Genomic DNA, 23,712 nt, shown 5'->3' with positions numbered 1-23,712 from the left:
GACCTGTGCGCCGGTGTCAGCTGCGTTCGTTCCTGGCCGGCTGTATCGGCAGGCACTGGCTGCTGAACCGATTGACCGCGTCGCGCACCAGGGGGACGTGACAGACAAAGCCGGTGGGCCGGTAGCGCACCCTGATACGGTCCAGCTGCGCCATAGTCAGCGTCATGAAGGCATCGAGCCGACGGGCCTGAAACTGCAGCCTTTGCTCGTTGCTGATGGGCGGCTTCACGTCCGCCTTGCGGTCGTTCGGGGCATCGCCGTTCGATGCCAGCGCGGTCGGTTGGCCGCGCAGCGCCTCGAAGCAATGGTTCATCACCAGAACGTGGTGCTTGGCGCTCCACCAGTTGAGGGCGACGACCTTCTGCAGGGGATCGATCGCGCCGCCCGGTAGCCTGGCGCAGAGGGGGACATAGGCCTTCAGCCCGTCGGCGGTCGGGTCGTTGCAGAGTTCTTCGCTGGGACGCCCCGGGTCGCTTCCGTTGGAGGCTGCGCCCTTGAACTGCGGAAGATTAGCCTCGGACTCGCAGTCGAAATTATACTTCGTGAGCAACGTTGCCGTCAGGGGATCCTGGTCCAGTGTGTGCTCGGCCGCGGCATCGCGTTCCATGTCGCTGGGCCAATCGATGTAGATTTCTGCCTTGCGCGCAAAGATCGCGCCGTTGCGCCGCAAGGCCGATCGTGCCTTCCAATAGTCTGCGAGCGGTTCGAGCGTCTTCGTGTCCACGGGTATGAAGGCGGGACTTGCTTGCGCCTTCATCGAGCCGAGCCGCTCCGGCAGAATGCTCTCCTGCAGCATCTGCACTTCGGCGAATGCGTCTGAAATCTCGATGAAGGTGTCCGTGGCCTTCTGCATGTCGGCCTTGGCTTGCTCACCGACCTTCTGCTCGTAGGAATTCAGATACTGGAAGTATCCGCCCAGGAAACCGGTCAGCAAGGTGACCGCCGTCAATCCCTTGGTGACCGACAGGCGGCTGTCCCAGGATTGAATTCTCTGCCACGCGCCCGATGCGCCGGCTGGGGGTTGCGTTTGCGCTGCGTCCTTTGGAAGGTCCTGCTCCATTGCTGCCTCCAACTCTCACTCCACGCCCCATGGAGCAAGGGTACCGCAATCCCGGCTTGCGGATTGTGAAGCAGTTCACGCCAAGTGAGGCAGGGGAGCTGTCGGAAATCGCGCGGCACGAACTCGCCGAAATCGCGCTGAACGTATCCGTAGGTGAATCCAGATACGTTGCGCCCGCTTCGTTGATCCAGGTTAGCAGCGAGCGACTTGACATCCAGTGATGCCCGCTATCGCGCCGTTATGGCGGATAAGCGGACATCAGGCGCGCCGGAGCAGAGCGTTCCGATCTCAGGATGCGGCTTTAGGCGCCTCTACTCCTCGTCTTCGTCGTCCTCATCTTCGTCGTCTTCATCCTCGTCCAATTCTTCCAGTTGCTCGAGCACGGCGAGCGGCAGCGTCTCGCGAAACAAATCGCCTTCCGCGCCCATCCAGAGACAGAGCACGTTGTCGCCCTTTATTTCCGCGACGGTGAGCGGCTGCCCGCCGGATTTCAGCATGACGATATCGCCGACTTTCAGTTCCATGGATGGTCCTCTTGGGTTGATTGACGAGAGAAGCTCGCAAGCCGGCATGATATGCCGATCGCGGGCTGCGGGATCAGTGGAAGTGCTGCGACAGCGCGCGTCAGCCTGCCGGACTACTGAAACGCCGATGACGGTGTTTCAAGCCGGAGCGGTCCATTGCGGGAGGCAAGCGTGACTGTCGGATGGCCTGCGCAAGGGCTTGTCTCCCATGCGCCGCGATGATGGCATCATGCGCCTGTTTTGCCCGACGGGTCAAGCGATTTCGTAAAATCCGCAAGCCATTGATTTTGCATCAGCCGGCTACTGTGCATGGGGTTGTTTTCGATATTTTGTTGTCACGGCCGGTCCGGCACCAGTTCGGTCAGCGAGCGGATGATGCGGTCGGGTTTGATGGTCGATCCCTCGGGCAGGCCGTCGCCATGCACGTCGATCCAGATCGCATAGATGCCGAGGCGCTGCGGCGTCACGACTTCCCATTCCAGATTGTCGCCGATCATCCAGGTGTCTTCCGCGGTGACGCCGAGCGCCTCCATCGCGTGCAGATAGGCGCGCTCCTCGGGCTTGCCGAAACCGTGCTCGCCCTCGATCTGGATGTGGTCGAAGCGATGGGTCAGCTCGAAGCGTTCGACCTTGGCGCGCTGCATGTCGGCAGCGCCGTTGGTGACCAGCGCGAGCTTGATGCCGCGGGCCCTGAACGCGTCGATCGCATCATGCGCGCCGGGGAAGACGAAGATCGCTTCCTCGCGATAGGTGGTGAAGCGGTCGGCGAGGCGAATGGCGAGATCGTCGGGCAGGGCGCGGTGACCGGCGGCTGCAAGCGCAGCGAAGCCGCCCTTCACCGTCAGGTGCCGCGCTTCGGCGAGTTTCATCCGCCACGAGGCGTCCGCATTGGCCCAGAAGTTTCGCGCGAAGGCGAGCACCGTCGTCGCGACCTGCTGCGGCGGCAGCGGCGCAAGCTCCTCGGCAAATTCGTTCGTGATCGTGTTCCAGGCGATCTCGGGGCGGCCATAGGCCGACAGGATGGTGTCGTCCATGTCGATCAGCATGGCGCGCGGCAGCGGCCTCATTGCGGTGGTCATGGCCATTTCACCTCCGGCGGCAGCGACGACAGGATGGAGTCCACGTTGCCGCCGGTCTTGAGCCCGAAGATGGTGCCGCGGTCGTAGAGCAAATTGAATTCGACATAGCGGCCGCGGCGGATCAATTGCTCCTCGCGATCCTCAGCGGTCCAGCTCGTCGCGAAATTGCGCCGGACGATGTCGGGATAGATCTTCTGGAAGGCGCGGCCGACAGCTTGCGTGAAGGCGAGGTCGGCGTCCCAGTCGCCGCTGTCGTGCCAGTCGTAGAAGATGCCGCCGACGCCGCGCGCCTCTTTCCGGTGCGGCAGGTAGAAATACTCCTCGCACCATTTCTTGTACTTGTCGTAATCGGCGACGCCGTTGGGCTGGTCGCAGGCCTCTTTCATCGCGGCGTGGAAGGCGAGCGTATCGGCATCGTCCTGCGTGCGCCTTCGATCCAGCACCGGCGTGAGATCGGCACCGCCGCCGAACCAGGCTTTTGTGGTGACGACGAAGCGCGTGTTCATGTGCACCGCGGGGACGTGCGGATTGCGGTGATGCGCGATCAGCGAGATGCCGGAAGCCCAGAATTTCGGGTCGTCCGCCGCGCCCGGGATCTGTGCGCGAAACTCGGGTGCGAATTCGCCATGCACCGTCGAGCAGTGCACGCCGACCTTCTCGAACAGCCGGCCGGACATCATCGACATCACGCCGCCACCGCCGGCCGCGCCAGAGTGATCGGTGCGCTGCCAGGGCGTGCGCGCGAAGCGGCCAGCCTCGCCGGGATAGAGGCCTTGCGGTGCGTCGTCCTCCAGCAGCTCGAAGCTCGCGCAGATATCGTCGCGCAGGGTCTCGAACCAGCTGCGGGCGCGGCTCTTGCGGTGTTCGATCGTTGAAACGTCCATATTCTATTCCCGAACGAACCTGCCGTAGGGTGGGCAAAGGCGCCCTTGCGCCGTGCCCACCATCTCTCACCGTTGTCTTGAACCGTGGGCACGCTCCGCTTTGCCCACCCTACAAGACCGAGATCGTAATTATCCCTGCGGACCGTAATAGGTGCAGCTCTCGTTGCAACTGTCGCGGTGGATGCTGACGCGGGTCAGCTTGCCGATGGGGGCGAGCCGCTCCCAGACGAAGCGCGACAGGTTTTCCAGCGTCGGGTTGCCGAGCGCCTCGATCTTGTTGAGGAACTTGTGGTCCAGCATCACGCGCACATCCTCGATGGCGCGCTGGAGCAGACCGAGGTCGACCACCATGCCTGTTTTGGGATCGGGTGTGCCGCGCACGGTCACTTCGGCGCGGAAGGAGTGGCCGTGGATCTCTTCGCTCGCCGCGCCAAAGGTCGTTCCCGTCAGCGAATGCGCCGCCTCGAAGCGGAACGATTTCGTCAATTCCCACATCTGTCCGAAAACCAATCCTATCTGATGCCGAGCGATTTATGCGTCTGCACGCTGAGCCGCCATTGCGGATGGCGCAGGCAATAGTCGATCGCTTGTGCGGTGTTCTTGATGACGTCGGGGCCGTCCATCGGCTGGAGCGAGAAGCGCTCGAAGGCGAGGTCCTCGAAAGTCTCGGGCGCGGCGAGGGCCTGCGGATAGACCAGCTTCAATTCGTGGCCGCGGCGCTGGACCAGCTCGCTGCCGCCCTTGGGGCTGACGCAGATCCAGTCGAGCCCCGCGGGCGCGCCGATCGTGCCATTGGTTTCGACGCCGATCTCAAAACCTCGCGCATGGAGCGCGTCGACCAGGTCGGTGTCGATCTGGAGCAGCGGCTCGCCGCCGGTCAGCACCACGTAGCGGTTGTCGGCGGAGGCGGTCCATTGCGCGGCGATGGTGTCGGCGAGTTCCGCAGCCGTTGCATAGCGTCCGCCGAGCGTGCCATCGGTGCCGACGAAATCCGTGTCGCAGAATTTGCAGGTCGCGCTCTCGCGGTCGGCTTCGCGGCCGCTCCAGAGGTTGCAGCCGGCAAAACGGCAGAACACGGACGCGCGCCCGGCATGGGCGCCTTCGCCTTGCAGGGTCAGGAAGATCTCCTTGACCGCGTAACTCAATCGTCTCTCCTCAACATCTCAGACGTGCGGGTTCCGGGTCTGCCGCAGCGCCTCGCCTGCGGCCATCGCCGCGGTCATGGCGACATTGAGCGACCGCAGCCCCGGAGTGATCGGGATCACCAGCCGCGCATCCGCGGCCTCGACCACCGCGTCGGTGACCCCGGCGCTCTCGCGCCCGAATAGCAGGATGTCCGACGTCTGGTAATGAAAATCGCGGTAATCGGTGGCGGCCTTGGTGGTGAACAGCAGCAGGCGGGTGCCCTGTGCCGCGCGCCAGTCCTCGAATTTCGACCAGGAGTCGTGCCTGATGAGGCTGACATGGTCGAGGTAATCCATTCCCGCCCGGCGGAACAAGCGGTCGGAGACGGGGAAGCCCGCCGGTTCGATGATATGGGCAGCCATGCCCAGACAGGCGCAGAGCCTGAGAATCGTGCCGGTGTTCTGAGCGATGTCGGGTTGAAAAAGTGCGATCTGCATAGGCTGTATCGGGGTCGGTGCGGGCCGGAAATGTCTCAATAAAACATCGCTGGCCGCGGAATGCGTGCATTGCACGCCCCCACGCCGTTAGCGAGCTTGCGCTCGCCCGGCAAGGGTGCCAATAGAATGATTCTGGACTGCTGTTTTCGCCTTGTTTTGGCGGGGACAAGCCAAGTTCTGCCGCCGCGGGGGGCCGCGGGCGCCGGCAGATCGTTCTGGGGACCTTGGGGGCTCCCGGAGCGGTTCCACCGGCAGCATAAGAAGAAAGGGTTGGAATCGTGACGACAGCGTCTTCGGCGGACCATCCGACACGCCGTGATTTCTTATTCGTTGCAACGGGGGCAGCTGCTGCAGTAGGGGGCGCGGCTGCGCTCTGGCCCTTCATCTCTCAAATGAATCCTGATGCGTCGACCATCGCGGCCGGTGCGCCGATCGAGGTCGATCTCAGCCCGGTGGCCGAGGGGCAGGACATCAAGGTGTTCTGGCGCGGCAAGCCGATCTATATCAGCCACCGCACCAAGAAGCAGATCGACGAGGCGCGCGCCGTCAACGTGGCGAGCCTGCCCGATCCGCAGGCCGACGAGGCCCGGGTCAAGTCCGGCCATGACCAATGGCTGGTCGTGATCGGCATCTGCACCCATCTCGGCTGCATCCCGATCGCTCATGAGGGCAATTACGACGGGTTCTTCTGCCCCTGCCATGGTTCGCAGTACGATTCGTCCGGCCGCATCCGCCAGGGGCCCGCGCCCGCGAACCTGCCGGTGCCGCCGTACCAGTTCGTTTCCGACACCAAAATCCAGATCGGCTGAGTTTCGGCCCCTCGTCCGAAGCTTCGCGCCGTCTCGTCGTATTATTTCCTCAGGATCGCATCATGAGCGGACCATCCGACTACCAGCCGAGCAATCCGGCCCTGCAATGGATCGAGCGGCGTCTGCCGATCATGGGTCTCGTCCATTCCTCCTTCGTCGTCTATCCCACTCCGCGCAATCTGAACTATTGGTGGACCTTCGGCGCCATCCTCTCCTTCATGCTCGGGATGCAGATCCTGACCGGCGTGATCCTGGCGATGCACTACACGCCGCATGCCGATCTCGCCTTCAAGTCGGTCGAGCTTCTGGTCCGTGACGTCAATTACGGCTGGCTGCTGCGCAACATGCACGCCTGCGGCGCGTCGATGTTCTTCTTCGCCGTCTATGTCCACATGCTGCGCGGCCTCTATTACGGCTCCTACAAGGAGCCGCGCGAGGTGCTGTGGATCCTCGGCGTCATCATCTACCTGTTGATGATGGCGACGGGCTTCATGGGCTACGTGCTCCCCTGGGGCCAGATGAGCTTCTGGGGTGCCACCGTCATCACCAACCTGTTCTCCGCGATTCCCTATGTCGGCGAGAGCATCGTGACGCTGCTGTGGGGCGGCTATTCGGTCGGCAACCCGACGCTGAACCGCTTCTTCTCGCTGCACTATCTGCTGCCGTTCCTGATCGCGGGCGTCGTCGTGCTCCACGTCTGGGCGCTGCATGTCGCCGGCCAGAACAACCCTGATGGCGTCGAGCCGAAGACGGAAAAGGACACGGTTCCGTTCACGCCGCACGCGACCGTCAAGGACGGTTTTGGCGTCGCCTGCTTCCTGCTGCTCTACGCCTGGTTCATCTTCTACATGCCGAACTATCTCGGCGACGCCGACAACTACATTCCGGCGAATCCGGGCGTGACGCCGCCGCACATCGTGCCGGAATGGTATTACCTGCCGTTCTACGCGATCCTGCGCTCGATCCCGAACAAGCTCGCGGGCGTGATCGGAATGTTCTCGGCGATCATCATCCTGTGCTTCCTGCCCTGGCTCGATGCCGCCAAGACCAAATCGTCGAAGTACCGGCCGCTGGCCAAGCAGTTCTTCTGGATCTTCGTCGCGGTCTGCATCCTGCTCGGCTATCTCGGCGCGCAGCCGCCGGAAGGCATCTATGTGATCGCCGGCCGGGTCCTGACGTTCTGCTATTTCGCCTACTTCCTGATCGTGCTGCCGCTGCTCTCGCGCATCGAGAAGCCGCGGCCGGTGCCGAACTCGATCTCGGATGCGGTCCTGGCCAAGACCGGGAGCAGGTCCACGCCGATGGTTTCGACCGCGATCGTGCTTGCCCTGGCAGGCGCGTTGTTTGCAGGCTCGGCCGGCGACGCACGCGCCGAGGAGGGCGGCACCAGGCCGCCGGGCAACAAATGGTCGTTCGCCGGCCCTTTCGGCCATTATGACCGCGGCGCGCTCCAGCGCGGCCTGAAGGTCTACAAGGAGGTCTGCTCAAGCTGCCATGGCCTGTCTTACGTCGCCTTCCGCAACCTCGCGGAAGCCGGCGGACCCGGCTACTCGGTGGCGCAGGCGACGGCGTTCGCCTCCGACTACAAGATCAAGGACGGCCCGAACGATGCGGGTGACATGTTCGAGCGCCCCGGCCGGCCGGCGGACTACTTCCCGTCGCCGTTCCCGAACGAGCAGGCTGCCCGTGCGGCGAACGGCGGCGCAGCGCCGCCCGATCTGTCGCTGATCACCAAGGCGCGCTCCTACGGCCGCGGCTTCCCCTGGTTCATCTTCGACTTCTTCACTCAGTACCAGGAGCAGGGCCCCGACTACGTCGCGGCGGTGCTTCAGGGTTTTGAGGAGAAGGTCCCCGAAGGCGTGACCATCCCCGAGGGCTCGTACTACAACAAGTACTTCCCGGGCCACGCCATCAAGATGCCGAAGCCGCTCAGCGACGGCCAGGTGACCTACGATGACGGCTCGCCGGCGACGGTCGCGCAATATGCCAAGGACGTCACCACATTCCTGATGTGGACCGCCGAGCCGCACATGGAAGCGCGCAAGCGCATAGGCTTCCAGGTCTTCATCTTCCTGATCATCTTCGCGGGCCTGATGTACTTCACCAAGAAGAAGGTCTGGGCCGACTCGCACTGAGCGGTGTGAGGCGAGACAGTTGAAGAAGCCCCCGCAAGGGGGCTTTTTTGTTGCACACGCGCGTGTGTTGTTTGGTGCGATTGCCTATTGCTCGCTCACCCGCCAAAATACCTTCAACCGCTCGCCCAGAAACTCATCGGAGGACACCATGGGAACCGCCATCACCTTCAAGCGCCCGGACGGCAAGGACGCCTCGGGCTATCTCGCCAACGCCGCGCGCGGCAACGCGCCGGGCGTGGTCGTGATCCAGGAATGGTGGGGCCTGTCGGACCAGATCAAGGGCCTGTGCGACCGCTTCGCGCTGGCCGGCTTCGATGCGCTGGCGCCCGATCTCTACAAGGGCAAGGTGGTGCCGTATCACGACACCGACGCGGCCGGCAAAGAGATGAACTCGCTCGACTTCATGGACGCCACCACCCAGACCGTGCGCGGCGCCACGCAATATCTGTCGCGCAACGGCGCCAAGGTCGGGCTGACAGGCTTCTGCCTCGGCGGCGCCGTCACCATCATCGGCTCGGTGCATGTGCCGGAGCTCGCGGCCGGCGTCGTGTTCTACGGCATCCCGCCGGAGCAGGCCGCCAAGCCCGCCGACGTCAAGATCCCGCTGCAGGCCCATTTCGCCAACAAGGACGATTGGTGCACGCCGGAGCTGGTCAACGGTTTCGAAAAAGGCATGAAGGCCGCCGGCAAGTCGCTCGAGCTGTTCCGCTATGACGCCGAACACGCCTTCGTCAACGAGCAGCGCCAGGCCGTGCACGACCGCGAAGCCGCCGAACTCGCCTGGGGCCGGGCGACGGAGTTTTTCCGGAAGCATCTGGGGTAGTTGCTCGTAGGGCGGATTGCGCTCCGCTCCATCCGGGGCTACCGCAGTTCGCGGGCATCTTGACGCCGTCCCCGCGCCATGGTGAGTATCCGCCCATGAGCACCGCAGCCCGCCCATCCCGTCTTTGGTGGCGCACCTCCTAAGAGGTGGCCGGTGCGATTTATTCTCCCAAAATCGTCTGAGGTCGCCCACGCAGTGCGGCGGCCTGATCGTTTGTCCTGTGTGGCGTTCCCTCGGCAAGTTTCGTAAGAGGACCACATGAACAGGACAGTCTTTGCCCTCCCGGCCCGAAGCGATTACGTGACCCGCGGCGGTCTCGCGATCACGCGCGTGGCGGAGCAGTTTACCGGCGGCGCCAACCGGCTCGACGACCTCATCAACCTGCTCGACCGGCGCCGCGGCGTGGTGCTGTCGTCAGGCACGACCGTGCCCGGCCGCTACGAGAGCTTTGACCTCGGCTTCTCCGATCCGCCGCTCAAGCTCGAGACCACAGGCATCAATTTCAAGCTGGAGGCGCTGAACGCGCGCGGCCAGGTGCTGATCGCCTTCCTCGCTGATGTCCTGCGCGAGCCCTGCGTCGTGATCTCCGACAAGAGCGCCACGCGCCTGGCCGGTCACATCATCCGCGGCGAGGCGCCGATCGAGGAAGACCAGCGCACGCGGCGTGCCAGCGTGATGTCGCTGGTGCGCGATCTCGTCGCCGCCTTCTCCGCCAATGACGACGGGCTGCTCGGCCTGTTCGGCGCCTTCGCCTACGATCTCGTGTTCCAGATCGAGGACATCGTGCAGAAGCGCGCGCGAGAGAGCGACCAGCGCGACATCGTGCTCTATGTGCCCGATCGCCTGCTCGCTTACGACCGCGCCACCGGCCGCGGCGTGGTGCTCACTTACGATTTCGCCTGGAAGGGCCAATCCACCGTGGGCCTGCCGCACGAGACCGCCGAGAGCCCGTACCACAAGACGCCGCGCCAGGGTTTTGCCGATCACGCGCCCGGCGAATATCAGGCGACCGTCGAGACTGCGCGCGCGGCCTTTGCACGCGGCGATCTTTTTGAAGCCGTGCCGGGCCAGCTGTTCGCCGAGCCCTGCGAGCGCTCGCCGGCCGAAGTGTTCCAGCGGCTCTGCGTCATCAACCCGTCGCCCTACGGCGCGCTGATGAATCTCGGCGAGGGCGAATTCCTCGTCTCTGCCTCGCCCGAAATGTTCGTGCGCTCCGACGGGCGCCGCGTCGAGACGTGTCCGATCTCGGGCACGATCGCGCGCGGCAGCGATGCGATCGGCGACGCCGAGCAGATCCGCCAGCTCCTGAACTCGGAGAAGGACGAGTTCGAGCTCAACATGTGCACCGACGTCGACCGCAACGACAAGGCGCGCGTCTGCGTCCCCGGCACGATCAAGGTGCTGGCGCGGCGGCAGATCGAGACCTACTCAAAGCTCTTCCACACGGTCGATCACGTCGAGGGCATGCTGCGCCCGGGCTTCGATGCGCTCGATGCCTTCCTGACCCATGCCTGGGCCGTGACCGTGACAGGCGCGCCAAAACTGTGGGCGATGCAGTTCGTCGAGGATCATGAGCGCTCGCCGCGGCGTTGGTATGCCGGCGCGATCGGCGCGGTGAACTTTGATGGCAGCATCAACACCGGCCTCACCATCCGCACCATCCGCATGAAGAATGGTCTCGCCGAAGTGCGCGTCGGCGCGACCTGCCTGTTCGATTCAGATCCCGCCGCCGAAGACCGCGAGTGCCAGGTCAAGGCTGCCGCGCTGTTCCAGGCGCTGCGCGGCGATCCGCCAAAACCGCTGTCGACCTTCGCGCCCGATGCGACCGGTTCGGGCAAGCAGGTGCTGCTGATCGACCACGACGACAGCTTTGTGCACATGCTCGCCGATTATTTCCGCCAGGTCGGCGCCGACGTCACCGTGGTCCGCCATGTGCATGCGCTCGACATGCTCAAGCGAAAGACATGGGACTTGCTGGTGCTGTCGCCCGGTCCGGGACGCCCGGAGGATTTCGGGATCAAGAAGACGATCGATGCGGCGCTGGAGAAGAAGCTGCCCGTGTTCGGCGTCTGCCTCGGCGTGCAGGCGATCGGCGAATATTTCGGCGGCGAGCTCGGGCAGCTCACGCATCCCGCCCACGGCCGGCCCTCGCGGGTGCAGGTCCGCGGCGGACGGCTGATGCGCAATCTGCCGAACGAGATCGTGATCGGCCGCTATCACTCGCTCTTCGTCGAGCGCGACAGCATGCCGGAGGTTCTGTCCGTTACGGCCAGCACCGAGGACGGCATCGCCATGGCGCTGGAGCACAAGACCCTGCCGGTTGCCGGCGTGCAATTCCACCCGGAATCGCTGATGTCGCTCGGCAATGAGGTGGGTCTGCGTATTGTAGAAAACGCCTTCCGGCTGGATGCGCGCGTTGATTGAGAGGCACCGATGACCTTGGACCACGATCTGAAGGCGAGCGTCCGCGCTATCCCCGACTATCCCAAGCCGGGGATCATGTTCCGCGACATCACGACCTTGCTCGCGGACGCCCGCGCGTTTCGCCGTGCGGTCGACGAGCTCGTCAATCCCTGGGCCGGCAACAAGATCGACAAGGTCGCGGGCATGGAGGCGCGCGGCTTCATCATCGGCGGCGCGGTGGCGCATCAGCTCTCCGCCGGCTTCGTGCCGATCCGCAAGAAGGGCAAGCTGCCGCACACCACCGTGCGAATCGCTTACTCGCTCGAATACGGCATCGACGAGATGGAGATGCATGTCGACGCCATCTCGCCCGGCGAGCGCGTGATCCTGGTCGATGATCTCATCGCCACCGGCGGCACCGCAGAAGGCGCAGTTAAACTGCTGCGCCAGATCGGCGCCAACGTGGTCGCGGCCTGCTTCATCATCGACCTGCCCGAGCTCGGCGGCGCCGCCAAGCTGCGCGCCATGGACGTGCCGGTGCGCACGCTGATGACGTTCGACGGCCACTGAGAGCGTCAGATCGCCTCGGCCTTCAGTTCAGTCCGCCAATGCAGCACGCGCTCCTTCAACAGCGCGTTCCTGACATATGCGGTCTTCTCATCCTCCAGACGCTCGCATTCGCCAAAGGTCAGGCCTGCCTCGCCATGCGTGGTCCAGGCGGCCTGGAGGCTGTGGCAGGTGTGGCTGCCCTGGCGGAGCGAGAACCAGATCCGGTTCTGGATCGTCTCCAGGTTCGGCGCCTGGCCGACCCAGGCCTCGCCCGAGGCCGTGCAGCGGACAACGTAGATGCCCGCGATGGTCTTCCGCTCCTTGTAGGCGGCGGTCGCTGCTTTCCGGTCGATACCCACGGTGGCCTTGCTGAGGAACCCTGTTGCGAAAGCTCAGTAACGGCAGTGGGGACCTCAGGTCAATATCATCCGGGTAAAATATTTTACGACCGCTGCAGGATCAGGCTGAGCTCGAGCTCCCGGAAGGCGAGGTAATTGCGCCGGGTCCATTGGTGCAGCTCGGTAGAGGCGTCCTTCTCCTGGCGCAGATAGCCGGTGAAGGAGAAGTTTTGGCGGTCGACATAGGTCTTCAGGAAGCCGGGCAGGGCGGGGAGGCGGAATACGCGCCCGGCGGCCATCACGGCCGGCAGCTCGCCGCGCACGATGTGTTCGTTGTCCACGGTGATCAAGTTCATCCGCGGGATCTGGTCGCGCAGCATCTCGTGGGCGCGGGTCGAGACGCGGTCGGTATCGGCGACGAACATGATCATCGGCGCGACGTGGCGGCGTGCCGCTTCCTTCAGCAGGCCGATCTCGTCGGTCATCTTGAAGAACTCGTCGAAGGCGTGGAAGCCGAGGTCGATCACCTTGGCAAGGCCGTCATCGACGATGACGCGATCCATCAGCTGCATTTTGCCGTAGGTGTCGATGACGTCGGCGGTCTCGGTGATCTTTGGCAGATAGTCGAGCAGCGACGGTTCCTTCAGATTGACATCGAAGGCCGTGACGTTGCCGTTCTTGAGCAGCAAAAATTCGCTCAACAGCCGCGCCAGCAGGGTCTTGCCGACCTGCGGGCGGGGCGAGCAGATGATGTAGAGAGGTGTCGCGGGCATCACGAACTATTATCTGAGCGAACTTGCCGCCCAATCCAGCCGTATCCGCCCGGCTTGCGCAACTATTTTTCGCTGCGCGTGGCGGACTTGGAGCCGACGATGTCGGTCAGCCGGATGCGGTCGAACTCGCTCCAGACGTTTGCAAGCCAATGCCGGACATAACCGCGCAGCACGAAGGAGTAGTTGGCGGCCTCGTCGTTGATGCCCTTGTTGGCGACAAATTTCAGGAACGGGACCGAGGACACCTCGACCTGCTCATAGGCCATTTCGTTGAGCTTGGGGATGGTCAGCTCGGTAGCATCCTTGATGCGGTGGAAATAGGAATTATAGGTCGCCTGGTCCCACTGGAAGAACTGGGTGTCGTTGATGAAGTTCTTCACCAGGAAATATTTTGCGCCGGTCATGAAGCCTGCGGTCTCGGCGATCTCGTCGAGCGAGGCGATCGAAGGTCCCAGGATGTGGAACACGGCAAAGGTGATCTGGCCGGCCTTGGCGGCGTCGAGGAAACCGATGTCGCGCAAGGAGGCCAGCGCCGGCGAGAGCAGGCCGGCGCGGACGTCGATCACGGTCACCGACGGGCTTGTCGCGTTGAGCGTGTCGAAGATCTTCATCTGGTCCGAGGTCGTCGTCATGTCGACGATCTCGGTGATATCAGGGTGGAAGCGCTTCAGCGTTCCGCGCGGCGATTCCGTGTCGAAGGCGCGGGTCGGCACGTTGTTGGCGGAAAAATAATCGAGCAGGGTGCGCGAGACCGTGGTCTTGCCGACCCCGCCCTTGTCCGCGCCCACCACAACCACTGCCGGCTTTGCCATTGCTGTCCCCTAACGCGCCCTCCGATTGCAGGCTGCAATCGGCCGGGCCCCAAATCGATGTCCCAGGATGTCCCAAGTCTGCTGTTGGGCGCGAACATGGCAGAAACAAGGGAGAATTCAAATCCTCGGCCCGCGGTTGCGGCAATTCCCGAGGTTTTTCCCGATCGCTGCGAAACCGGCCGCAAGGTACGGCGGATCGCACGCTTAGTGGCGGCCCCAAGGACCCATGGGATTGCCTATCGGATTGGCGGCTGCGGTCCCTGAGCGGCTGGGCGCGGGTACCGGCGGCGGATTTGCCCGGCTGCCTGCATCGTTCCACGGACCTTGCGGCAGCGAAGGCGGGGTGTCCTGCTGGTTGGCCTGTGCGTCGGGCTCTTCCGTTGCGGGTTGTTCCGTCTCATAGCCGGGCGGCGGCAGCGGACCGGAATCATGGCCGCCCGCGAACTTGACCAGCGCGTCGACGCGGGACTGCACCGACGGGTGGGTCGCGAACAAATCGGCAAAGCCCTCGCGCGGATTGTCGACGCACAGCTCCATCACCGCCGAGGTCGCACCCGGCAGCTCGCCGCGGTTCTCGATTTTGCGCAGGGCCGAGATCATGGCGTCGGGGTCTTTCGTCAACTCGACGGAGCCGGCGTCGGCGAGATATTCGCGCGAACGGGACAAAGCGAGCTTCACCACCTGCGACATCAGCCAGGCCACCACGATCAGCACGACCGCGATGATGATGACGATGACCGCGCCGCCGCCGGAGCTCTTGCTGTCGCTCGATGACGAGGACGATCGCGACGACGAGGAGGAGCCCGACGACCACGAGCCGCCACCCGAGCTCCAGCTGAAATTAGTGAACAGGCGGAAGAACAATTCGCCGAAGAAACCGACCACGCCGGCGATGATGACGGCGACCACCATCAGCTGCACGTCGCCGTTCTTGATGTGGGTCAGCTCGTGGCCCAGCACCGCCTCGATCTCCTTGTCGTCCAGCGCCTTCAGGAGACCAGTGGTGACGGTGACCGAATATTGCCTGGGATTGAGGCCGGTCGCGAATGCGTTCAGCGCCGGGCTGTCCATGATCTTCAGCTTCGGCATGGCGATGCCGCGCGAGATGCAGAGATTTTCGAGAAGATTATAGAGCCGCGGCTCCTCCTGCCGGGTGACGTCGTGGCCGCCGGTCACCGCGTCGATCATCGACTGGTGGAAGAAATAGGCGATCACGATCCAGACCGCCGCCGCGACCGTCGCAACCGGGGCGGCGACCCTCAGATCATAGAAGGCGCGGCTCAGATAGTAGACGACGGTCTCATTGCCGTTGATGACGACTTCGGCGACCAGTGCGCCGGCATAGACCAGCACATAGACCAGCGCGAACAGGCCGGCGAGCAGCAGCATCGAACGAAACTTGTTCGAGGCGATGTGCGTGTAGAGACCATACGCGGCCATGACGCGTTGCCCTGCCGGCCTATCGGCTCAACTTCAGAACTTCACCTGAGGCGCGGCCTCGACCTCGGTGCGGCTGGCGCCGAGATCGAAGAAGTCCTTCCTGGTGAAGCCGAACATGCCGGCGAACAGGGCTGCCGGCATCTGCTGGATGCCGGTGTTGTATTCCTGGACCGCGCTGTTGAAGAAACGGCGGCTCGCCGCGATCTTGTTCTCGAGGTCGGAGAGTTCGCTGGCGAGCTGCTGGAAGTTGGTGTTGGCCTTGAGGTCCGGATAGGCTTCCGACAATGCGATCAGCCGGCCGAGTGCGCCGGAGAGCTGGTTCTCGGCGGCAGACACCTGCGCCGGTCCCTGCGCCGATATCGCTGAGTTGCGCGCCTTGACGACCTCGTCGAGCGTGCCGCGCTCATGCGAGGCATAGCCCTTCACCGTCTCGACCAGGTTCGGGACCAAATCGTGGCGCTGCTTGAGCTGCACGTCGATATCGGCAAAGGCCTGGCCGACGCGCTGGCCCAGCGCCACCAGGCGGTTGTAGGCGCTGAACGCCAGGAACACGAGGACGACGATAACGCCGAGGACGATCCAGCCGGTCGACATGGAGAACTCCTGAAGGGGGAAGAAGGCGGGCGCTAGGGTAGACCAAATTGGCGGGGAGCGAGAGCCCCGGCGCAGAGGAGAGGTACGATTTGGTCGGATGGAGAGCCATCCGAGTTCAAGGCGAAAGCGGGGAACGAGGTTAACTTTCGGACAGGACGGCATCGCCCCAGCGCCAGCGCCGGGCGCTCGCATAGGCGGCCTTGTCGCGCCGCGCGACCTTGGCGAGTTCGACGTCTTGCTCCGTGCAGAGCTTTGCCGCGATCTCTGCCTTGCCGACATCCGGCGGCGCCAGCACACGCGCGGCGCGGGTCGCGGGCGCTGTGCGGATGAGCGCGACGTAAATAAAGCGCTCGTCCTCGAACGGCACGTCGGCGCCCTTGATCTGGCGGTGCGCCTGCGAGCGCGGCAGGCGCTGGCTGAAATGACACCAGTCGGGCGCTACGAGCGGGCAGGGTTTTTCGTGCGGGCAGGGCGCGGCGACGAAGGCGCCAGCCGCGATCAATTGCTGGCGCAGCGCGAGGATGCGGGCGGTGCCGGCGGGCGTGCCGGGCTCGATCACGATCAGCGCGTGGCGCGCTTTCGCCCACATCGCCTCTGCGAGCTTGCGTTGATCGGTCTCGCTGAGCTCGCCGATGACGTAGCTCGCAACGACGAGATCGGCTTGCGAAGCTTCAGCGAGGTTACCGTTGGCATCGCCCGGCAAATAGCGGCAATCCGCGAGCCGCGTGCTGTCGCGGGCCAGTTCGAGCGCGAGCCGGCTCAGCGTGGCGTTGGCATCGAGCAGTGTAAAATCCTGCAGCGACGCAAACGCCTCCGCAGCGGCCCAGCTCGCGGTACCCGGGCCTGCGCCGACGTCGAGCAGGGTTTCCGGAGCGAAGCCTGGTGCGATTTCGGTCAGGGCATTCAGGCTCGCGGCGACGGCGGCGTAGGTCGCCGGCATGCGCGCCAGCGCGTAGGCGAGCGCATCGGCGTCCGACTTGATCGTGCCGGAGCCGCCGCCGGAGCGATAATTGGTCGAGATTTTCTGCGACCGCTGTGCAGCGTCGCTGCGCGAAAAGCCCTGGAGCTTGCCGTCGAGCGCGGCTTTCAATTCGGAGGGGAGGGTGGGGGAGATCATCGACAACCTCGCGTCATTCCGGGTTCGCGCTTCGCGAGGCCCGGAATGACGCCAGAGATATCACGCCACGTTCTGGTCGAGAATGTCCACCGCCTCTGACAGGCTCACCGACACCAGCTGCGACACGCCGCGCTCGGCCATGGTGACGCCGAACAGGCGGTTCATCCGCGCCATCGTGATCGGGTTGTGCGTGATGATGATGAAGCGCGTGTCGGTCGAGCTGGTCATCTCGTGCAGCAGGTTGCAGTACCGCTCGACGTTGTGGTCGTCGAGCGGCGCGTCGACTTCGTCCAGCACGCAGATCGGCGAGGGGTTGGTCAAGAACACCGCGAAGATCAGCGCCATCGCGGTCAGCGCCTGCTCGCCGCCCGAGAGCAGCGACAGCGTCTGCGGCTTCTTGCCTGGGGGTTTTGCGATGATCTCCAGGCCAGCTTCGAGCGGATCGTCGCTCTCGATCAGGTGCAGCGCCGCCTCGCCGCCGCCGAACAGTTCGACGAACAGGCGCTTGAAGTGGTTGTTGACGATCTCGAACGAGGTCAGCAGCCGCTCGCGCGCCTCCTTGTTGAGGCTCTGAATACCCTGCCGCAGCCGCTTGATGGCCTCAACCAGGTCGTCGCGTTCGGTGACGAGGCTCGTGTGCTGGGTCTCGACCTCGCGCAGCTCTTCCTCGGCGCGCAGGTTCACCGCGCCCAGCCGCTCACGGTCGCGGCGCATCTTTTCGAGATCTTCCTCGATGTCGTGCAGCGGCGGCAACTCCGCGCCGGGCTCGATCTCGGCCAGACCGGCGACGGCCTGCGGCTCGACTTCGAGCATGTCGCGGATCTCGCGCTCGATGTCGTCGAGCCGGCGCCGCGAACCTTCCATGCGTTCCTCGGCGCGGGCGGTGGCCTCGCGCGAGCTGGAGAGCGCCTCTAACGTCAGCTTCGCGACGCGATCGGTCTCGGCCATCGCGGTTTCCGCGGTGACGAGCGCGTCGGCGGCCGTGCGGCGGTCGTTCTCGGCGTATTCGATCTCGGTGATCAGCGCGCTGCGCTTCTCGGCAAACACGGCGGGCGCGTTTTCGAGATCGCTGCGCTCGATCGCGACCTCGGTGATGCGGGTCTGGATGGTGTCGATATGGGAGGCCGCGCTCTCCTTGCGGTTCTGCCACTCGGTGCGCTCGGCGAGGATCGCCTGGACGCGGCGATCGGCCAATTCAGCCTCGCGCGCCAGCGCCTGCGCCTCGGCGCGGACCTGGGCGGCCAAGCGGCGATGGCCTTCGATGTCGCTGCGGACTGCGGCGAGACGGGTCTCGGTGTCCTCGCTCGACGGCAGCTCGCTGATGCCGGCCTCGGCGTATTCGTAGGCGGCCTCGGCCTCGGCGCGGTCGGCGGCAAGACGGCTATGCGCTTCCGACAGCGTCGCCTTGCGCGCGGCGTGGCGGCTGATCTCGCGCTCGGCCATGGCATGGCGCTCACGCGTCGTATTCAGCTCGCGCTGCGCGGCGCGCCAGGCTTCACGGCTGGCACCTTCGGTGCTGGCAGCCATCTGCAATTCGGACTCGGCATTCTCCAGCGCCGCACGCTTGATCTGCGCGTCGATGCGGGCCTGCTCCAGCTCGTTCTCGATGTCGACGAGACGGGCGCGCTCGGCAAGGCGCCGTGCGGCGCCGGTGGGCGCATGAGCCGCGGCGACAAAGCCGTCCCAGCGCCAGACGTCGCCCTCGGGCGAGACCAGCCGCTGGCCGGTCTTGAGCTGCGAGACCAGCTCGGCGCCGCGCTCGCGCGGCACCACGCCGATCTGGGCCAGGCGTCGCGTCAGCTCGGCCGGCGCCTGAACATGGTTGGCGAGCGGCACTGCGCCCTCGGGCAGCTCCGGATCGCCGTCGGTGACGCCGGCATTGGTCCAGCGCATCGGCGCCGAGGGATCGACCGGCGCGTCGAGATCGTCGCCGAGGGCAGCGCCGATCGCCTTTTCAAAACCCTTGTCGACGGTGATGCCGTCGATGATCGGCGGCCACAGATTCTTGGTCTCGCCGTTGACGATTTTTGAGATCGTGCGCGCCTCGGTGTCGAGCCGCTGCACACGCTTGTCGGCCTCATTGAGCGGCGAGCGCGAGGATTCCAGCGTCTGGCGCGCGGCAACGTGCGCGGCTTCGCTTGCCTGCGCCGCGGCTTCGGAAGCTGCCAGTGTCTGCTCCGCGGTCTCGACCGTCGCGGTCAGTTCGTCGAGATCGCCGAATCCACCGGTCTCGGCGGCGAGCTTCTGCTCTTCCGCGGCGACGTTCGAAATCTCCTGGTCGAGACGGGCGAGCTTGTCGCGGTGGGTGCGGACGTTGGCTTCGAGTTGATTGCGCTTGGCGGTGAGGTCGGCGAGCGCGGTGGTGAGCTCGGCGAACTGCTGCTCGGTTTCGGTCAGTACCGCCTCGGCTTCGCCGACGCGCTCGTCGACGCCGGAGCGCTTCTCGACGCGCGACTTGATCTCTTCCTTCAGCTCGGCATCTTCGGCGTCGAGCCGCTGCAGCGCGACGTCGGCGTCCATGGTCTGCTGCTGGGCGCGGGAGATGTCGCCTTCGAACTGGGCGAGGCGGCGCTCGAGCTCGGCGACCCGCTCCTTGGCGCGCTCTTCCTCGCGGTCGAGCAGCTCGCGGGCATTGGTCAGGCGCTGGAGGCCTGCGGCGGCGCGGGCTTCCGCATCGCGCAACGCCGGCATTTCGGCGGCGCGGATCGCCTGGATGCGGGCGGCTTCAGCCTGGTGCAGGGTGCGCTCGGCCATCTCGCGCACCGCGAGATCATGGGTCTGGCCAGACTCGCTGACGTCGGCATGCGCCCCGATCCAGCGCAAATGGAACAGGGTTGCTTCGGCCTTGCGGACCTTGGCCGCGACCTCGCGATAGCGCACGGCTTGGCGAGCCTGCTTCTTCAGGCCTTCCATTTGCCCTGCGAGCTGGCCGATCACGTCCTCGACGCGGGTGAGGTTGGTTTCGGCCGCTTTCAGCCGCAACTCGGCTTCGTGGCGGCGGGCATGCAGACCGGCGACGCCGGCGGCGTCTTCCAGCACGCGGCGGCGCTGCTCGGGCTTGGCCTGGATGATCTCGCCGATCTTGCCCTGGTGGACGAGGGCCGGCGAACGCGCGCCGGTGGCGGCGTCGGCGAACAGGATCTGCACGTCGCGGGCGCGCACGTCGCGGCCGTTGATGCGATAGACCGAGCCGGCTTCGCGCTCGATACGGCGGGAGATTTCGAGCAGCTGGCTGTCGTTCATTGCCGCAGGCGCGGTGCGATCGGTATTGTCGATCGTCATCGTCACTTCGGCGTGGTTGCGCGCGGGACGGTTGCCGGAGCCGGCGAAGATCACCGCGTCCATGTCGGCGGCGCGCAGCGATTTGTACGAGGTCTCACCCATCGCCCAGCGCAGCGCCTCGACGAGATTCGACTTGCCGCAGCCGTTCGGTCCGACCACGCCGGTCAGGCCGGGCTCGATGACGAAGTCGGTGGCCTCAACGAAGGACTTGAAGCCGTGAAGGCGCAGGCGGGTGATTTTCATAAGCACGCATCTCTGTTGGCAGGCGCGAATCCCCCTGCCGGGACAATACCATGGAAGGCAATGTCGCTATCCGGGCGAGTCGCGCGAGGCGCCTCATGCGGTCGGACAATGGCCGCGGTGCGTCGCGAGGGCAACCGGCGAAAGCCGCTTTTCCCAAGGGATTTATGACGGGAAAGATACGGCTTTCGAGATGCGAATCAGGCGTGATGCGCGAAAATCAGCTCTTGAGCAGCGAATTGATCTTCTTGACGAAATCTTCGTACGAGGTCTCGCCCTTGATCTTCTCGCCGTTGATGAAGAAGGTCGGCGTGGAATCGACCTTGAGAATGTCGCTGGCGTATTTCTGGTCTGCGGCGATCTTGTCGAGCAGCGCCTGGTCCTTCAGGCAGGCCTCGACCTGCTGCTGGGTGAGGCCGGCCTGCTTGCCGATCCGCGTCAGGGTCTCGGTGGTGTTCTTCATCACCCAGTCGCTCTGCTGGCGGAACAGCATGTCGGTGACGGCAAAGTATTTCGGCGCGTCGCCATTTGCGATGCAGCGCGACAGCATCGAGCCGGCCGCGGCCTTGATGTCGAGCGGGAACTCTCGGAAGATGTAACGGATCTTGCCGGTGTCGATGTATTCCGACTTGATCTTGGGGAACACCTGCTCGTTGAACGCCGCGCAATGCGGGCAGGTCATCGAGGCGAATTCGGTGATGGTGACGGCGGCGTCCTTGGGGCCGAGCGCCATGTCGGGCAGCGAGACCGGCTTGGCGACCTCGGAGGCGGCCTGTGCCATGGCGTCAGAGATGAACCGCAGCGGCGAGAGCCCGGCGAGCGCGGCAAGCCCGGTCAGCGACAGCATCGTATTGAAGGCGCGGCGGGTGATGATCAAGGTCGGCTCCCGAATTGGCGTGGTCTCGCCCAGGGGTTTTGTCGAGTTCCCGCCCGGGTGGCCCGTCGCTAGCTTGAAACGTCGTTTGAGGCAATGGCGCGCGGTAGGCACGGGCCCAGATTGGCCGCAAAATGAGGCTCAATTTCGCTTGATGGCGGCCCCGAGCCGCGCCAGCGCCGTCTTCAATTCTTCATCTTCGATGTCGCCCAGGCTCTCCGCCACCTTGGCGACGCTGTTGGGGTCCGGCGGGCCGGGCCGCACGGGGCGGCGGGGACGTGACAAGGGGGCTTGGCGGAAGGCGAGCTTGCCGACCGCGCTCCAGCCGAAGAAGCGGTTGACCCGCTCCAGGATCACGTCGGCGGAGTGCTGGATCTCCAGCGCCATCGGCCCCTCGACCCGCAGCACCAGGGTCGCCGGCTCCTGCGGCTGGCCCTCGACCGGCCGCGGCCATTGCATCTTGAGCGGCTCGGCATGCGCCGCGATCTCGGGCCCGGCAATCTGCGCCCACCGTGTCACCAGCTCGCGTGCCGCAAATCCCTGCTTGGCATAGGCCTCGGCAAAGACGTCATTGAGCAGCAGCGACAGCGGTTTTGCGCTGATGGGACCGGGTTTGTAGATGGGAGGAAGCTTGGACATGGGCCCTTATAGCACTCCGGGAGGATCCGCGAAGAAAGGCGTGGATGCCCGCGACGAGCGCGGGCATGACGTGGAGAGATCGGCGTGACGCCGCTACAGTGAGAGCATGAGCCCCAAATCCGCGCTGAAGGCGAAATCGGAACCCGGTCAGGCGGAGACCTCGTCGCGCCCGATCGCACTTCTGCAATGGTACGACCGCCATCACCGCCGTCTGCCCTGGCGCGCGATGCCCGGGGAGGCGTCGGACCCCTACCGCGTCTGGCTGTCGGAGATCATGCTCCAGCAGACCACGGTGAAGGCGGTCGGTCCTTACTTCGAGAAATTCGTCGCGCGCTGGCCTGACGTCACCGCGCTAGGGAGCGCCTCGCAGGACGATGTGCTGCGGATGTGGGCCGGGCTCGGCTATTATTCGCGCGCGCGCAATCTTTACGCCTGCGCGGTCGCCGTGACACGCGAGCATGGCGGTGTGTTTCCCGACACGGAGGAGGGGCTGCGCGCGCTTCCGGGCATCGGGCCCTACACGGCGGCGGCGATTGCCGCGATTGCCTTCGACCGTCATACGATGCCGGTGGACGGCAATATCGAGCGCGTGGTGTCGCGGCTCTTTGCCGTTGAAGAGGAACTCCCGCAGGCCAAACCTCTGATCCAGCAGTTGGCGGCAACGTTGCTCGCGAACGCGCGCGCCGGCGACAGCGCGCAGGCGCTGATGGATCTGGGGGCCTCGATCTGCACGCCGAAGAAGCCTGCCTGCGCGCTCTGCCCGTTCATTGAGGATTGCACCGCGCGTGCGCAAGGTACGCAGGACACCTTTCCGCGCAAGGCGCCGAAGAAGAGCGGAACGTTGCGTCGCGGTGCTGCCTTCATCGTCACGCGCGGCGACGAGCTGCTTGTCCGCTCGAGGCCGGAAAAGGGACTGCTCGGCGGCATGACGGAAGTGCCGGGCTCGAACTGGCTGGCCGGGCAGGAAGACGCGACGGCGAAGCAGCAGGCGCCTGAATTAAAGGGGCTGTCGCGCTGGCAGCGCAAATTGGGCGTCGTCACCCACGTCTTCACGCATTTTCCGCTGGAGCTGGTGGTCTACACGGCCAGGGCCGAAGCCCGCACCCGTGCGCCCGCGGGCATGCGCTGGGTGCCGATTGCGACACTTGCCGATGAAGCGCTGCCCAACGTCATGCGCAAGGTCATCGCGCACGGATTGGATCTCTAGGATCCATCCTGCTGACACCAAGCTGTCAGCAGCCTTGCGCTACCCCTAAGCAGCAACGGAGGCTCGCATGGTCAAGACCGCGCTCGACAACTTCAAGAGGCCACCCTGTGCCGAGCTGCTCGGATGGCGCCTGCTCGATGCCCGCCCGGAAGAGGGCTGGATCAGGCTCGGCTTCGAGGGCAAGCCCGAGTTCTGCAATCCGGCAGGCTTCATCCAGGGCGGCATGCTCTCGGCCATGCTCGACGACACCATGGGCCCCGCCGTGCTGGTGATGAGCGAGGGCCGGCTCTACACCACGACGATCAGCATGACCGTGAATTTCCTCAACCCCGCCAAGCCCGGCCCGATCATCGGTGAGGCCAAGGTGACGCAGCTCGGCAAGACCATTGCGTTCGTCGAGGCGAAGCTGATGGCAGAAGACGGCACGGTGCTGGCAACAGCCAGCGCGAGCGAGCGGTTGCTGGAAGCGGCCAGGGTGGTGGGCAAGTAGTCTGGCTGCGCACTCCGT

The 23,712-nt window shown here is 64.9% G+C and carries 23 protein-coding genes; 7 read left to right on the top strand and 16 right to left on the bottom strand.

Going from position 1 to position 23,712, the window contains the following annotated elements; translation table 11 throughout:
• Nucleotides 1-16: 16 nt before the first annotated feature.
• The 7 genes from IVB29_RS08320 to IVB29_RS08290 all read right to left on the bottom strand — a co-directional run bounded on the left by IVB29_RS08320 (nt 17) and on the right by IVB29_RS08290 (nt 5,169).
• On the bottom strand, nt 17-1,060 hold the full coding sequence (locus IVB29_RS08320) for a hypothetical protein (protein ID WP_247502907.1): 1,044 nt from the start codon (nt 1,058-1,060) through the stop codon (nt 17-19).
• 311 nt (nt 1,061-1,371) lie between these two features.
• Nucleotides 1,372-1,584: a DUF2158 domain-containing protein gene (locus IVB29_RS08315; protein WP_247502906.1), complete on the bottom strand. Its 213-nt coding sequence runs from the start codon at nt 1,582-1,584 to the stop codon at nt 1,372-1,374.
• 335 nt (nt 1,585-1,919) lie between these two features.
• Nucleotides 1,920-2,669, bottom strand: a complete 750-nt coding sequence (locus tag IVB29_RS08310; RefSeq protein ID WP_247502905.1) for an HAD family hydrolase — start codon at nt 2,667-2,669, stop codon at nt 1,920-1,922.
• Nucleotides 2,660-3,547, bottom strand: a complete 888-nt coding sequence (hemF, locus tag IVB29_RS08305; protein WP_247502904.1) for an oxygen-dependent coproporphyrinogen oxidase — start codon at nt 3,545-3,547, stop codon at nt 2,660-2,662. The genes IVB29_RS08310 and hemF overlap by 10 nt, the downstream gene beginning before the upstream one ends.
• Before the next feature lie 129 nt (nt 3,548-3,676).
• Nucleotides 3,677-4,042 carry a 6-carboxytetrahydropterin synthase gene (locus tag IVB29_RS08300; RefSeq protein ID WP_247502903.1) on the bottom strand — a complete coding sequence of 122 codons (366 nt, stop codon included), beginning with the start codon at nt 4,040-4,042 and terminating at the stop codon, nt 3,677-3,679.
• 17 nt (nt 4,043-4,059) lie between these two features.
• Complete coding sequence (gene queE / locus IVB29_RS08295; RefSeq protein ID WP_247502902.1) at nt 4,060-4,692, bottom strand: 7-carboxy-7-deazaguanine synthase; 633 nt, start codon at nt 4,690-4,692, stop codon at nt 4,060-4,062.
• A gap of 18 nt (nt 4,693-4,710) precedes the next feature.
• Entirely contained in the window at nt 4,711-5,169 is a 459-nt protein-coding gene (locus tag IVB29_RS08290) for a tRNA (cytidine(34)-2'-O)-methyltransferase (RefSeq protein WP_247502901.1), read from the bottom strand.
• A gap of 278 nt (nt 5,170-5,447) precedes the next feature.
• On the opposite strand from IVB29_RS08290, the gene petA reads away from it, so the two are divergent.
• From petA to IVB29_RS08265, 5 genes are all read left to right on the top strand, one after another.
• On the top strand, nt 5,448-5,978 hold the full coding sequence (petA, locus tag IVB29_RS08285; RefSeq protein ID WP_247323891.1) for a ubiquinol-cytochrome c reductase iron-sulfur subunit: 531 nt from the start codon (nt 5,448-5,450) through the stop codon (nt 5,976-5,978).
• Between the two features lie 62 nt (nt 5,979-6,040).
• Nucleotides 6,041-8,113, top strand: a complete 2,073-nt coding sequence (fbcH, locus tag IVB29_RS08280; RefSeq protein ID WP_247502900.1) for a cytochrome b/c1 — start codon at nt 6,041-6,043, stop codon at nt 8,111-8,113.
• A 148-nt stretch (nt 8,114-8,261) separates the two neighbouring features.
• The gene (locus IVB29_RS08275) at nt 8,262-8,936 is read left to right on the top strand and encodes a dienelactone hydrolase family protein (protein ID WP_247502899.1); all 675 of its coding nucleotides are present in this window, start codon (nt 8,262-8,264) and stop codon (nt 8,934-8,936) included.
• Nucleotides 8,937-9,194: 258 nt separating this feature from the next.
• Nucleotides 9,195-11,360: an anthranilate synthase component I gene (locus tag IVB29_RS08270; protein ID WP_247502898.1), complete on the top strand. Its 2,166-nt coding sequence runs from the start codon at nt 9,195-9,197 to the stop codon at nt 11,358-11,360.
• Nucleotides 11,361-11,369: 9 nt separating this feature from the next.
• Complete coding sequence (locus IVB29_RS08265) at nt 11,370-11,909, top strand: adenine phosphoribosyltransferase (protein ID WP_092029062.1); 540 nt, start codon at nt 11,370-11,372, stop codon at nt 11,907-11,909.
• Between the two features lie 5 nt (nt 11,910-11,914).
• Here the strand turns inward: IVB29_RS08265 and IVB29_RS08260 are convergent, their stop codons facing one another.
• The 9 genes from IVB29_RS08260 to IVB29_RS08220 form a co-directional block, all read right to left on the bottom strand.
• Entirely contained in the window at nt 11,915-12,247 is a 333-nt protein-coding gene (locus IVB29_RS08260) for a GIY-YIG nuclease family protein (protein WP_247502897.1), read from the bottom strand.
• A gap of 83 nt (nt 12,248-12,330) precedes the next feature.
• Nucleotides 12,331-12,999 carry a hypothetical protein gene (locus IVB29_RS08255; protein ID WP_247502896.1) on the bottom strand — a complete coding sequence of 223 codons (669 nt, stop codon included), beginning with the start codon at nt 12,997-12,999 and terminating at the stop codon, nt 12,331-12,333.
• A gap of 62 nt (nt 13,000-13,061) precedes the next feature.
• Complete coding sequence (locus IVB29_RS08250; RefSeq protein ID WP_247502895.1) at nt 13,062-13,811, bottom strand: hypothetical protein; 750 nt, start codon at nt 13,809-13,811, stop codon at nt 13,062-13,064.
• A 204-nt stretch (nt 13,812-14,015) separates the two neighbouring features.
• Nucleotides 14,016-15,251: a M48 family metallopeptidase gene (locus IVB29_RS08245; RefSeq protein ID WP_247502894.1), complete on the bottom strand. Its 1,236-nt coding sequence runs from the start codon at nt 15,249-15,251 to the stop codon at nt 14,016-14,018.
• A 33-nt stretch (nt 15,252-15,284) separates the two neighbouring features.
• Nucleotides 15,285-15,845: a LemA family protein gene (locus tag IVB29_RS08240; protein ID WP_247502893.1), complete on the bottom strand. Its 561-nt coding sequence runs from the start codon at nt 15,843-15,845 to the stop codon at nt 15,285-15,287.
• A 139-nt stretch (nt 15,846-15,984) separates the two neighbouring features.
• The gene (locus IVB29_RS08235) at nt 15,985-16,962 is read right to left on the bottom strand and encodes a small ribosomal subunit Rsm22 family protein (RefSeq protein WP_247502892.1); all 978 of its coding nucleotides are present in this window, start codon (nt 16,960-16,962) and stop codon (nt 15,985-15,987) included.
• Nucleotides 16,963-17,022: 60 nt separating this feature from the next.
• On the bottom strand, nt 17,023-20,487 hold the full coding sequence (gene smc, locus IVB29_RS08230) for a chromosome segregation protein SMC (RefSeq protein ID WP_247502891.1): 3,465 nt from the start codon (nt 20,485-20,487) through the stop codon (nt 17,023-17,025).
• Between the two features lie 217 nt (nt 20,488-20,704).
• A complete protein-coding gene (locus IVB29_RS08225) occupies nt 20,705-21,361 on the bottom strand; it encodes a DsbA family protein (protein WP_247502890.1) in 657 nt (218 codons plus the stop codon).
• 138 nt (nt 21,362-21,499) lie between these two features.
• A complete protein-coding gene (locus IVB29_RS08220; RefSeq protein WP_247502889.1) occupies nt 21,500-21,997 on the bottom strand; it encodes a DciA family protein in 498 nt (165 codons plus the stop codon).
• Between the two features lie 106 nt (nt 21,998-22,103).
• Between IVB29_RS08220 and mutY the strand changes: the two genes are divergently transcribed.
• Both mutY and IVB29_RS08210 read left to right on the top strand, forming a co-directional pair.
• A complete protein-coding gene (mutY, locus tag IVB29_RS08215; RefSeq protein ID WP_247502888.1) occupies nt 22,104-23,204 on the top strand; it encodes an A/G-specific adenine glycosylase in 1,101 nt (366 codons plus the stop codon).
• A 67-nt stretch (nt 23,205-23,271) separates the two neighbouring features.
• Nucleotides 23,272-23,694, top strand: a complete 423-nt coding sequence (locus IVB29_RS08210; RefSeq protein WP_247502887.1) for a PaaI family thioesterase — start codon at nt 23,272-23,274, stop codon at nt 23,692-23,694.
• The last annotated feature ends 18 nt before the right edge of the window (nt 23,695-23,712 follow it).

The organism is Bradyrhizobium sp. 1 (genome assembly GCF_023073315.1).
In the GTDB taxonomy this organism is placed as follows: Bacteria; Pseudomonadota; Alphaproteobacteria; order Rhizobiales; family Xanthobacteraceae; genus Bradyrhizobium.
This window is presented reverse-complemented; position numbering and strand designations above follow the sequence as displayed.